Origin of the sequence: Ureibacillus sp. GCM10028918, assembly GCF_042666115.1 — a bacterium.
Classification (GTDB): Bacteria; Bacillota; Bacilli; order Bacillales_A; family Planococcaceae; genus Ureibacillus.
In genome coordinates, this window is record NZ_JBHTFK010000005.1 from 535,522 (window position 1) to 548,299 (window position 12,778).

Here is a 12,778-nt window from a genome sequence, read left to right on the forward strand (position 1 = left end):
CTATCTTCCTTTCAGGACTGTCTCTAATATCGCCATTCTCACAAAAACACCATTTCGAACCTGATCAAATATCCTTGAGCGTTCACACTCAACTAGCTCTGATACGATTTCTACATCTCGATTTACTGGAGCAGGATGCATGATAATTGCGTTTTTCTTCATTTTTGCTTCACGCTCAAAGCTGAGTCCGTATTGTTCATGGTAGCTTTCTTTTGAAAAGCTCTTGTTAACTAAGTGACGTTCATGCTGGATTCTAAGGAGCATGACGACATCACTGTCTTCAATCAGCCCATCCCAGGAATGATATGCATCAAATCCACCTGCCCATTCTGGTGGGCATAGGAATCGAACATTAACACCCAAACGTTTCAGTGCAGTCGCGTTCGATTTTGCAACACGGCTATGAGAGATATCACCTACGATTGTTACATTCAAACCTTCAAATGAGCCAAATTCTTTATGTATCGTATATAAATCTAGCAAACTTTGTGAAGGATGCTGTCCCGCTCCGTCTCCTGCATTGATTACTGCCACATTGATGCCTTCAAGAAGTTCGTTATAGTATTCGTCTTCTTTTGCGCGAATCACGACTGCATCCATGCCGATCATTTCAAGTGTTTTTACGGTGTCATACATTGTTTCACCTTTTAGTGCACTGGAAAATCCAGCATCAAACGGGATTACTGTACATCCAATGTTTCTTTCAGCCATCTCAAAGCTTGTTTTAGTTCGGGTGCTTGGCTCAAAGAAGAGATTTGCTACATGATAAGATTTGTTTAATCTTGAATCCTCGCCATCCTCGAACTGAGCGGCTCGCTCTATAATCATCAATACTTCTTCATTTGATAAATGTTCCATTGATAATAGATTTCTCATTAATTTTTCCTCCTAATTCGCGTTTTCCTTAGAAAACTCGTTTACTAAATCAATCTTAGTAGAAAAAATGCCTCGCAAATGTTATTCGCGAGGCTAGGAGGTATGACAAGCTAAGGCACCCAAAAATTTGATGTACCCCCTTGCCTATTCCCCTTCTTTGCCTCTCTGGACAATTCATTAAAAGGTAATATTATTCTTCTAATAATGTATCTTTTTTATCTCTTCCTGGTAATATAAGGTTTAAAATAACTCCAACAATGGCTGCTAATGCCATTCCTTCGATGGAGAATGACTCATTGAATCGAAGTGCTGCTCCACCGATCCCTACTACTAAAATGACAGAAGCGATTACCATGTTGCGGCTGTTGCCAAAGTCGATATTATTTTCAACCAACATTCGCAGACCACTTGAAGCAATAATCCCAAATAGCAGGATGGAGATTCCACCAAGTACTGCTGTAGGTATTGTTTGTACCAATGCCATTGCTTTTCCAAGGAAGGAGAATAATATGGCCAATACTGCTGCACCAAAGATGACATAAACTGAATAAACTCTTGTGATGGCAAGTACTCCGATGTTTTCTCCGTATGTTGTTTTCGGAGGTCCGCCAATCAGGGCACTTACAAATGTTCCGAGTCCATCACCAAGTAATGATCTATGTAATCCTGGGTCTTTTATGTAATTTCTGTTTACTACTTTTCCTAATACTAATTGATGACCGATATGTTCTGAAATTGTTACGATAACAATAGGCACCATTGCCAGTAATATAGTAGATGTTATTTTAAATTCGTAATCTACTCCAGGAATCAGGAACTCTGGCAGAGAAAACATTTTTGCTTGTGTTACTAGAGTAAAGTCCACAATACCAATGATTGCCGAGTAAATATATCCTACGATTAATCCTAATAGGATTGGCATTGTACTTAAGATATTTTTGAAATACACGTTAAAAATGATTGCTGCAAAAAGAGTAACTAGTGCTGCTGTAAAATGTTTGAAGCTATATTCTCCATTTACGTTCATCGCCATATCTACGGCAGTTCCAGCTAATCCAAGTCCAATTACGATGATAACCGGTGCTACTACGATTGGCGGCAGTATGCGCATTAACCATTTATAACCCGTTTTCCAAATCAGTAAGGAAACGATTCCATATACAAGACCGACTGCCATTGCGCCGATCATGGCATTCCCTGGACTAACACTTGCTCCATTTTCATCTAATCCGCCAGCAGCAATTAAAATCGGTGCAATAAAGGCAAATGATGAACCTAGATAAGCCGGTACTTTAAATTGCGTTATTAGCAAAAATATGATTGTTGCAATCCCACTCGTTAGTAATGCGATTGCAGGACTTAATCCTACTAACTGAGGAACTAAAATTGTTGAACCAAACATTGCAAACATATGTTGAAAACTTAATGTAACGAGTTGACCAGCTGTTGGTTTTTCATTGATGTCTAACACCGCTTTTGACATTTTCTATTCCCTCTTTTATCTGTTAATCTACTTTATGAAGTGTTACGTTGTCTTCTTGATCGACTTCCGTTAAACGAACAACGATTTTCTCCGTACCGGATGTTGGAATGTTTTTCCCGACATAATCCGCACGAATCGGCAGTTCCCGATGACCTCTATCTACCAGCACTGCTAGTTGTATATGTGACGGACGCCCTAAATCCATTACTGCATCCAATCCCGCTCGTACCGTACGACCTGTATATAAAACATCATCTACTAGAATAATTTTTTGGTTCGTTACAACATAATCAATATCAACTTGTTGTACCAGTGCTTCACCATTTGCGTTTTTCGTAGAAAGATCATCTCGATATAAAGTGATATCCAATTCTCCCGTACGAATTGGTTTGCCTTCGATTTTCTCGATTTTTTCCGCCAGTCTTCTCGCTAGAAAAGCACCGCGTGTTTTAATCCCTACGAGAATACATTCGTCGATTCCTTTGTTTTTTTCGATGATTTCATGAGCAATTCTAGTTAAAGCACGATTCATTGAAGGGCCATCTAAAAGTTCAGTAATTTGTCCCATCATTTTTCCTCCTTTCTAAATTGGATCTGCTAATTCTAAACAGTCATAAGAGGGTTGTAGTTTCCAAAATAAAAACCTCTTAAAGCTAGGCTTTAAGAGGTTGGATATACGTGTTGAAATTACATGTTTGGACAAATTTCGCACCATAAACATACGGTGAAAGTCCCTTTTCATTACAATGAACTAAATAGTCGCAACTATTTTCCATTTGTTTAGAAAAGTGCATAAATCCATAACATTTCTACAAGTACCTTCTCAGCCTCTCTGGACTGCCATTAAAGGTGAATATATTCGATTTTAATTTTAGTTGCCCATCTCTGTGGGTTATTCACTGTTGTTAGTATAGTCTTTTTGAAAGTTATTCGTCAACCTTATTTTGAAAATTATTTGTAACAAAAGCGAAAACGCCTTGCTTAGCTGCGCTTTTACAAACCGCCACATTGTGTTGAAGCGTCGACATAACTCATTTCATGAGAGACCTAAGCACTTAGAAGGCTCTAATCGAAAACATCGTTCCCTCTTTGGACCGAGGACATCGACAAGGTGGAGGCAGCAAGCTCGAATCCTGTAGAGACCAAACCATTATAGAAGGCTTGAAACCCTTACAACTCAGGTTTTGGGCTTTTTTATTTTGTGAAAAACATCTCCCTAAAGTTAATTTAATAGAATAATTTCCCTAGGGAAAAGGTAACCAATATGAACTATCTTCTCATATAAATTCAATCCGAACGTTTTATCTATAATACTTGTAACTGATACTCTAAATTCTCCACCGTCCAGTCTTGTACCAACTGGAATTGTATATTCTTTACCGTTACCATTTTCATTTCATTGAGTTTGGTTCCATTCGTGTTCTCCCTTTCAATAATCAAAAAGCGCAACCAAAGCTCAATTTCGAGCGTTTCAGATATTGTACTAATATTTCCCAAGAATTTTAATTTTGGATTAGATTGTTCAATTTAACATTAAATTTGCCGTAACAAAGTCCCTTTTTCCCCACTCAAAATATCTTACTCTACCTTGATCAGGAGAGATTATTGTAGAATGCAATTTTTATAGCTATACTTAGCTGAATAAAAAACTAATGATAATTACCATAAGTTAAGGAGATATATCTTGAAGAAAAAAATAATACTCATTAGCACTCTATATGGCTTGGGATTAGCTTTTTCACTTTGGCTATATCATCATAAGCCGATGATGATTGAAGATGTCGGTCAATTGCTGCCTACCAGGATAAAAGAGGTGCATGGGGCTACAAGTGAAGCAGAGCTGCAAAGTTTGGTGAAAGAATCGATTGAAAACGGTGAGAAAATTTCTGTTGCCGGAATGCAGCATAGTCAGGGTGGGCATACCTACTATCCTAATGGAATAGTGGTCGATATGAAGGATTATGACAAAATCCTTGATTATAACCCTGATGAGAAAACGATTACGGTTCAAAGTGGCGCTACATGGGAGGATATCCAAAAAAAGATAAACCCCGATCATCTGGCGCTTCGAGTGATGCAGTCACAAAATATTTTTACGGTTGGTGGTTCCATCAGTGTGAATGCTCATGGACGAGATATTCGTTATGGTTCACTGATTGATACTGTTGAATCTTTCCGACTTCTTACTCCTGAGGGCGATATCATTAATGTGAGCCGAACAGAAAATAGCAAGCTTTTCCCTCTAATAATAGGTGGATATGGTTTGTTCGGTATCATTCTTGATGTCACGTTACATTTGACCGATGATGAACTCTATCAAATTCGTTCCAGATCAATAACTTATCAAGATTATCCGAATTATTTTATTAATGAAGTCAAACAAAATGATGAAATCCGCATGCACATTGCTAGATTATCAGTAGCTCCGGAGACCTTGCTACGGGAAATGTATGTTACTGATTACGAATTAGCAGAGAATCAAGAAAGCTTAGCAAGTTACCTAGAATTAAAAAGAGATACACTTGCTGCACCTCAAAAATTCATGCTCGGTCTTTCCCGCTATAACGACTGGGGGAAAAACCTGCTTTGGGATTTACAAAACAAAATGTATGTTGGCCAAGATGGCAACTATATTACCCGGAACAATACTATGCGCGGTGACAGTAAGTTTATGGAGTATGACAACCCAAGTAAAACTGAAATCCTGCAAGAGTACTTTGTGCCAATTGATGAGTTCACAAGCTATTTGGATGATTTGCGGTCGGTGCTTGAAAAAGAAGAACTAAACCTACTAAATATTACTGTACGTTATGTAAATGAGGATGAAGAAGCGGTATTATCCTATGCAAAAGAGGAGATGTTTGCACTTGTCTTGTTAATTAACCATGGCAAAAGCAAAAAAGAGATTGAAAGAACGGAAAAGGTTATACAGAAAATGATTGATGTTGCCTTACAACACAATGGTTCCTATTATTTGCCTTATTATTCTTATCCCACACAAGCTCAAATGGATAAAGCCTATCCAAGGAACAAGGAGTTTTTCGAACTAAAGAAACAATATGATCCGAATGAAGTATTTATGAATCTATTTTACAAGGAGTACAGCCAATGAATTTCCGCAAGTTTCTCGTCGCCCAAAGTATTCTAATTGCAGCAAGCAGTGTAGTCTTTCCCTTCTATCTATTATTGATTAAAAATGTTGGGGACAGCTACTCTCAATTTGGTTGGGCCTATGGATTATTTACCTTGACTGCAGCGCTTACTTACCCAATTATCGGTCGCCTGGGTGATAAGTTTGGTGATAAGAATATGCTTCTTATTTATACACTTGGCATGGCAGCTGTTATGTTGCTCATCCCCCTGCTTTATGAGGTCTGGCAAGTTTATCTGATACAGATTGTAATGGGAATACTCGGTGCCCTTCAAAAAAATACGGAAAAAGCCTTCTTGGCTCGCGGTAATAATACAGAAACGGCCGGAAAACAAATTGGAAAATATCATCTACATGTATCCCTTTGGAGTGGAATCGTCATCATCCTAACCGGTTACTTAATTGACTTCTTGACGATTGCCAGCCTTTTCTATTTGGTTTCGTTTGTTTATATTATAGCCGCCTTTGTGATTATTAAGAGGGAAAGAGATGAGGTATTCTAATTTTAAGGTGTTCAACAATCCCTAATTGCAGTTTAAATATGATAGGTAGAACTTATTTACGCGCAACTCCTTTTCCTAAGTATTGGTACCCCGCTTTTAAGTGGAATGGTAGTTTTGCTTATTTTTGCTTCCTTAAAAACAAAAAAACACCTCGACCATAATAAATATGGCGAGGTGCTTCCATATATTTCTTTCAACCTAGAAAAAAATTTAAGCTTCCTTACGTAATTGTTCTAATAATTCAACATAATCCTCAGGAAGTGGGGCTTCAAATTCAAGATATTCTTCAGTCGCAGGATGCACAAATCCTAAAACTCCAGCATGTAAAACTTGACCACCAAAATCAATTGTCTTTTTCGGACCGTATTTAGGATCCCCTACAAGAGGATAGCCAATATAATTCATATGCACACGTATTTGATGTGTACGTCCTGTTTCTAGACGACATTCTACAAGTGTATAATCGCCAAGTCGTTCCATTACATTAAAGTGCGTGACAGCATGCTTTCCATTATCAACGACTGCTTGTTTTTGACGGTCTTTTTGGTCACGTCCAATAGGTGCATCAATTGTACCCTTATCATGAGCGATATGACCGTGAACTAAAGCCGTATACTTACGAGTAACTGTTTTATTAACAAGCTGATCGACAAGTGAATGATGCGCATGATCATTTTTAGCAACCATCAATAGTCCTGATGTATCTTTGTCAATACGATGAACAATACCAGGTCTTAAAATCCCATTGATGCCGGATAAATCCTTACAATGATGCATAAGGCCATTTACTAATGTACCTGTTAGGTGACCAGGTGCAGGATGGACAACCATTCCTTTTGGTTTATTCACCACTAGTACATCTTTGTCTTCATAAACAATCTCTAAGTCTAAATCCTCTGGAATTACTTCTAAACTTTCTGGATCTGGCACGTCCACTTCAATGACATCGCCTTCTTTGACTTTATATTTCGCTTTTACATCTTCTCCGTTTACTTTGACAATCCCGTCTGTAATCCATGTAGCTATTTGAGATCTTGACCAATCTTCTTGTATTGTCGAAAGTGCCTTGTCAATACGTTCTCCTGCATTTTCTTGTTCTATTGTAATTGTGACTATTGTCATTATTTCACCTTTTTCTTTTCATTCCGTTCTTCTCTAAGCATTACTAAAATAAGCATAATAACTGAAATTGTTAAAGCTGCATCAGCAATATTAAAAATTGGGAAGTCATAATTAATAATTGGGATCAGTACGTCAGCAAAATCGACAACTTCACCTCTAAAAATTCGATCGATAAAATTACCTAAAGCTCCGCCGAGTAGAATCATTAAACTAATTCCAAAAATAGGCTTATTTTTTGCTTCTTTATGGAAGTAATAAACAATCCCGGCAATAACGATTAACGTGACAATCGTAAAAATCCACATTTGCCCTTCCAACATTCCCCATGCCGCGCCGCGGTTGCGATGGGAAAGAAGACCAAACCATGGATCCCAAATAACTATGCGATCTCCAAGTTCCATATTTTTAACTACTAACCATTTCGTCCACTGATCTAATATAATCACGATTGCAGCGATACCATAGTATTTATACACAGTATTCCCCCATTTGCCAATAATCTTCACTTTTTTTTACTTCAAGTTAATGTAAGGGCAAAGATTAAAGATTTATCCTATACTATCCTACCACGAACGCTCGGGTAGTAGGAACTAAACACCAAAAATTTCATGTAGTATTTTCGGTCCGAGCGAAAAACAACCGCTCCCGAAAACGAGAGCGGTTATTTATTTGCATCGTATTGGGCTTTTAAAAATTGGGCTCGTTATTTCGGTATAGATGGTATTCTGTTTAAATCCCACTTTTGATGACAATCAGCCACTTTTTCGAATTTCCGTCATTTTCCCGAATAGATCCGCCAACTTGAGAAACTTCTTATACGTAGTGTTTCTCTACTACATCTGCACAACGACTACATAAGGTAGAATGTTTTTCGTTTTGACCTACTGTTTCTGAATAAGACCAGCAGCGTTCACATTTTTCTCCGCCTGCTTTTTCAACAACAATTGAAGTTTTCTCTAAAACAAGAGCGTTTTCAGGTGCATTTTCTTTACCCGATACAACTTCAAGCTGAGAAATGATGCAACTTTGTGCAAAGTTCACTGAAGAATCATTCAATAAAGCTGTAACTTCTTCATTTGCAAAAATTGTTAGTTTTGCCTCTAACGATTTACCGATTACTTTAGCATTACGTGCTTCTTCAAGAGCTTTTAATACCTCGTCGCGCACGACAATAACTTTTTCCCATTTTGCACGAAGCTCTGGGAAGTTACTATGCTCGTCAACCTCTGGGAAGTCTGTTAATTGAACCGATACTTCCTCTTCGTTTAAGTAGGACCATAACTCATCAGTCGTATGCGGCAAGATTGGTGTTAACACTTTTAATAAAGTTTGTAGAGTATCATACATTACCGTTTGCATTGCACGACGGTCATGATTATCTTTTCCTTCAATGTACACAACGTCTTTTGCTACATCTAAATAGAATGCAGATAGTTCTACTGCAACAAAATTATTAATCGTGTGATATACAGATGCAAATTCATAACGGTCATATGCATTACGAACCGTTTTTAACACATCTTGCAGACGCATATACATGTATTGATCCATTTCACGTAAATCATCGTATGCTACACGGTCTTGATTAGGATTGAAATCAGAAACGTTCCCGTGTAAGAAACGAAGTGTATTACGAATTTTACGATATACTTCTGAAATTTGCTTTAACATATCCATTGAGATACGTACATCTGCAGTATAGTCCACTGAAGCTACCCATAAACGAAGGATATCTGCACCATATTGGTTCATTACTTTTTCAGGAATAATGACATTTCCTAAAGACTTACTCATTTTACGACCATCGCCATCCAACACGAAACCATGAGTTAAAAGACCTTTATATGGAGCATAGCCATTAATTGCAACTGATGTAATTAATGAAGAGTTGAACCATCCACGGTGTTGGTCAGAGCCCTCTAGGTATAGGTCAGCTGGATATTTCATTCCACGCTCTACTAATACACCTTGGTGAGATGAACCAGAGTCGAACCATACGTCCATGATGTCATTTTCTTTAGAGAACTTGCCGTTTGGACTTCCTGGATGTGTAAAGCCTTCTGGCAGTAAGTCTTTTGCATCCCATTGGAACCAAATGTTTGATCCGTGTTCACGGAATAGTTGTGATACATGGGCAATTGTTTCAGGTGTAATAATTTCTTCGCCATTTTCATTGTAGAATACTGGAATTGGAACACCCCACGCACGTTGACGTGAAATACACCAATCACCACGGTCACGAATCATATTATAAAGTCGCGTTTCACCCCAAGCTGGCGTGAATGTTGTATCTTCAACCGCTTTTAATAGCTCATCACGGAATGCCTCTACTGAACAGAACCATTGTGGTGTTGCACGGTAGATAACCGGTTTTTTCGTACGCCAGTCATGTGGGTATGAGTGTGTAAAGAAGGATAGCTTCTCTAAAGCACCTGCTTCTTTTAACTTTTCAGTAACAACTTTATTTGCATCATCATAGAATAAACCTTCAAATCCTGGTGCCTCATTAGTGTAACAACCTTGGTCATTGATTGGGCTTAAAACTTCCAGACCATATCGTTTACCAATCTGGAAGTCATCTTCACCATGACCCGGAGCTGTATGAACACATCCTGTACCTGCATCAGTTGTTACATGATCGCCTACCATAATCAATGAATCACGGTCATATAATGGGTGTTTTGCAACTACGTATTCAAGCTCTTGCCCTTTTACTTCCTGAATAACCTCTGGATTTTCCCATTCTAGTGTTTGAGTTACTGTCTCTAATAAATCTTTTGCAATAATAAATTTGCTATCATTTACAGCCACGACTGCATAAGTAATTTCAGGATTTAAAGAAATCCCTAAGTTTGCCGGCATCGTCCATGGAGTTGTTGTCCAGATAATAAATTTCGCATCTTCAGGCACAACACCTTTTGCATCTTTAATGCCAAAGCTTACATAAATCGAAGGAGATTTAATATCTTTATACTCAATTTCTGCTTCTGCTAAGGCTGATTCTGAAGAAGGAGACCAATAAACTGGTTTTAACCCTTTGTAAATATAGCCTTTTTCAGCCATTTTACCGAATACTTCGATTTGACGTGACTCAAATTCAGGTTTTAGTGTAATATAAGGATTTTCCCAATCCCCGCGAACGCCTAAACGGCTGAATTGTAATTTTTGGTTTTCTACTTGCTCGTATGCATATTTCTCACATAGCTCACGGAACTCAGCTACTGTCATTTCTTTACGTTTTACACCCTTGTTTGTAAGAGCCTGTTCAATTGGCAACCCGTGCGTATCCCAACCTGGTACATAAGGTACATGGTAACCAGTCATTGAACGATGACGGGTAATCATATCTTTTAGTACTTTGTTTAATGCATGCCCAATATGGATATCTCCATTAGCATAGGGAGGGCCATCATGTAATACGTAATGAGGACGGTCTTTTGTATGCTCCAAAACCTTTGCGTAGATGTCCATTTCATTCCATTTTTCTTGCATTTTCGGTTCATTTGCTGGTAAATTTCCGCGCATTGGGAAATCTGTCTTCGGCATTAATAACGTATCTTTGTACTCTACCATTTTAAAGTCCTCCTAAAGTTTATATTTCTTAATGATAAAATGACCAGTATGTTTAATAATAAGAATACACAAAGCGAGTAAGTCTAATAGGAATAATAAGAAACTCTACCTATAGATATTCTTCCGAAACTTCTGGAATTGTTGCGCAGCTTACGTAGTAGACTGCGCCTTTTTGTAGTTATAGGTCTTTCTGAAGCAAAATAATGAAGAGGGTATACTTACAGCAAGGTTTTATAATTACTTTTACAAATAAAAAAGCCCCTCATCCCCGGTAAAAGGGACGAGAAGCTATAACTCGTGGTACCACCCTAATTTGCAATCCAATAAAAATCTTCAGATTACCTCTTAGACACTTTAACGCAAGTGTATACGAAATCACTTACTAAAAAAGACACATCTTGCCTTTAGTTCAGTAATTTGGCTCGGGAGTGATTTTCTTTTTTGAATGTTTTGTTCGAGCTTTCACCATCCTCGAATCGCTTTTGCCACTTTCAAAAAATACTGTCTCCGTCAACGCGTATTTTTAATATTTTATTTCTCGTGTTATCAGTATATGGAAATAAATAATTTTCGTCAAGTAAATCGGAAATTATAGAAGTTTATTCAACTCTTCAGGTGTTAGCTCGGTTTCATCACTTTCTTTTCTTGCATGCTTTTGAATCTCTGTAAGACCAACGTTATATTCCATTAAGTGATCCCAATCGTCAGTACTTAGCAAATCTAATTGTGCTTCCACTAACATTTTAAAACGATTGCGGAATACTTTTGATTGTTTTTTCAACTCATCGATTTCAATTGCAATTTTACGAGCTTTGCTTAATGATTCATTCACGATGCGGTCTGCATTTTTCTCTGCTTCTTTTATAATTAGCTTTGATTCTTGCTGAGAATTACGGCGCACCTCTTCTGCAGCTTCTTGGGCTACAACGATTGATTTTTGTAATGTTTCTTCTAGTGTATTATAATGACTCATTTGTTCAGTCATTGTTTTAATCTTCTCTTCTAACTCTTTTTTCTCACGAAGGATAATTTCATAGTCTTTAATGATCTGATCTAGAAATTCATTCACTTCGTCTTCTGCATAACCGCGGAAGCCTCTAGTAAATTCTTTATTATGTATATCAAGAGGTGATAATGGCATGGTCAACACTCCTTCTCATTTGAAATATCTTTCTCTATTATACAGCTCGACTCGTCACTTGACATCAAATTTTCGTAAAATTTCCCTTGATACAACTATTTTTGCTCTAATCGTCCTACTTGCAGTCGTATTTTATCCTTTTTTGTTCGTCCTTCAGTCATCATGACCTTAATTCGACCATACCCTCTAGCAGATATTACATCGCCTTCTTGAACCTCAAAAGAAGTATCTTCTCTAACTGTCCAATTCACTTTTACCTTACCTGCTTTAATTAAACTTTGGGACTTTTGCCTTGATATATTCACAACTGTAGCTAATATAACATCCAACCTCATTGAAGAAACAGTGTAGGAATGTTCAAACCACTCTTCAGTTAACGTGATTAATTGCTCTTTTGCCGTTATTTGTTCAAGCTTTACCTTTGATTTCCCAATTGAAGTTAAGTTCGCCAGGATGTAGTCTTGCACTTCCCCCGCCACTGCAAATTGAATAACGTCTCCTTCTATACGGATATCGCCATATTTGCTACGTCCAATGCCTAGAGATAATAGTGCCCCCAAAATATCAGGGTGCTTGAGTTGTACAAACTTTGTTGGATAGTTAATGGAGAAAAAAGAGATTTGGAAATCCTCGGTAGTTGGTTCAAAATAACTTGGACAAATAAAAAGGCGTTGACGTTCGGGTTCTTGAAATCCGCCAGAGGTTAATACCTGCAAATCATTTTGCTGGCCGATAATGGACGAAACAATAAATCGTTCCCGCGGATCGAGGAAATCCGTTAGCTTTGGAGCAAAACGATCCTCTACTTCCCGTTGCCAGCCAATTACTTTTTCTATAAATATTTGTTCATCTTTTCTAAAATGCTGTATTAAATGCTCCATGACGGAAGCCTCACTTTTTAATTACTTGTCTATGTTGTTATTATTCCA

At 37.7% G+C, this 12,778-nt stretch carries 10 protein-coding genes and 1 other annotated feature; of the genes, 2 read left to right on the plus strand and 8 right to left on the minus strand.

All coding sequences use genetic code 11. From position 1 onward, the window contains the following. The 3 genes from ACFQU5_RS05805 to pyrR all read right to left on the minus strand — a co-directional run bounded on the left by ACFQU5_RS05805 (window position 1) and on the right by pyrR (window position 2,927). A complete protein-coding gene (locus ACFQU5_RS05805) occupies window positions 1–876 on the minus strand; it encodes an aspartate carbamoyltransferase catalytic subunit (RefSeq protein WP_390285671.1) in 876 nt (291 codons plus the stop codon). Between the two features lie 190 nt (window positions 877–1,066). Continuing rightward, window positions 1,067–2,359: a solute carrier family 23 protein gene (locus ACFQU5_RS05810; RefSeq protein ID WP_390285673.1), complete on the minus strand. Its 1,293-nt coding sequence runs from the start codon at window positions 2,357–2,359 to the stop codon at window positions 1,067–1,069. A gap of 22 nt (window positions 2,360–2,381) precedes the next feature. Next, a complete protein-coding gene (pyrR, locus tag ACFQU5_RS05815; RefSeq protein ID WP_390285675.1) occupies window positions 2,382–2,927 on the minus strand; it encodes a bifunctional pyr operon transcriptional regulator/uracil phosphoribosyltransferase PyrR in 546 nt (181 codons plus the stop codon). Between the two features lie 1,113 nt (window positions 2,928–4,040). On the opposite strand from pyrR, the gene ACFQU5_RS05820 reads away from it, so the two are divergent. Continuing rightward, window positions 4,041–5,471 (plus strand): FAD-binding protein, encoded by a 1,431-nt coding sequence (locus tag ACFQU5_RS05820; protein WP_390286528.1) that lies wholly within the window; start codon window positions 4,041–4,043, stop codon window positions 5,469–5,471. Continuing rightward, complete coding sequence (locus tag ACFQU5_RS05825; RefSeq protein ID WP_390285677.1) at window positions 5,468–6,013, plus strand: MFS transporter; 546 nt, start codon at window positions 5,468–5,470, stop codon at window positions 6,011–6,013. Before ACFQU5_RS05820 ends, ACFQU5_RS05825 begins: the two co-directional genes overlap by 4 nt. Window positions 6,014–6,223: 210 nt before the next feature. Here ACFQU5_RS05825 and ACFQU5_RS05830 read toward each other — a convergent pair whose 3' ends face one another. The 5 genes from ACFQU5_RS05830 to ACFQU5_RS05850 form a co-directional block, all read right to left on the minus strand. Further along, the gene (locus ACFQU5_RS05830; RefSeq protein WP_390285679.1) at window positions 6,224–7,135 is read right to left on the minus strand and encodes an RluA family pseudouridine synthase; all 912 of its coding nucleotides are present in this window, start codon (window positions 7,133–7,135) and stop codon (window positions 6,224–6,226) included. Beyond that, window positions 7,135–7,611 (minus strand): signal peptidase II, encoded by a 477-nt coding sequence (gene lspA, locus ACFQU5_RS05835; protein ID WP_390285681.1) that lies wholly within the window; start codon window positions 7,609–7,611, stop codon window positions 7,135–7,137. The genes ACFQU5_RS05830 and lspA overlap by 1 nt, the downstream gene beginning before the upstream one ends. A gap of 337 nt (window positions 7,612–7,948) precedes the next feature. Beyond that, window positions 7,949–10,708 (minus strand): isoleucine--tRNA ligase, encoded by a 2,760-nt coding sequence (gene ileS, locus ACFQU5_RS05840; protein ID WP_390285683.1) that lies wholly within the window; start codon window positions 10,706–10,708, stop codon window positions 7,949–7,951. Window positions 10,709–10,981: 273 nt separating this feature from the next. Then, window positions 10,982–11,231 (minus strand) — a binding site (T-box leader). Window positions 11,232–11,297: 66 nt separating this feature from the next. Further along, window positions 11,298–11,849 (minus strand): DivIVA domain-containing protein, encoded by a 552-nt coding sequence (locus ACFQU5_RS05845; RefSeq protein ID WP_390285685.1) that lies wholly within the window; start codon window positions 11,847–11,849, stop codon window positions 11,298–11,300. 95 nt (window positions 11,850–11,944) lie between these two features. After that, window positions 11,945–12,730, minus strand: a complete 786-nt coding sequence (locus tag ACFQU5_RS05850; protein ID WP_390285687.1) for a YlmH family RNA-binding protein — start codon at window positions 12,728–12,730, stop codon at window positions 11,945–11,947. Window positions 12,731–12,778 lie beyond the last annotated feature (48 nt).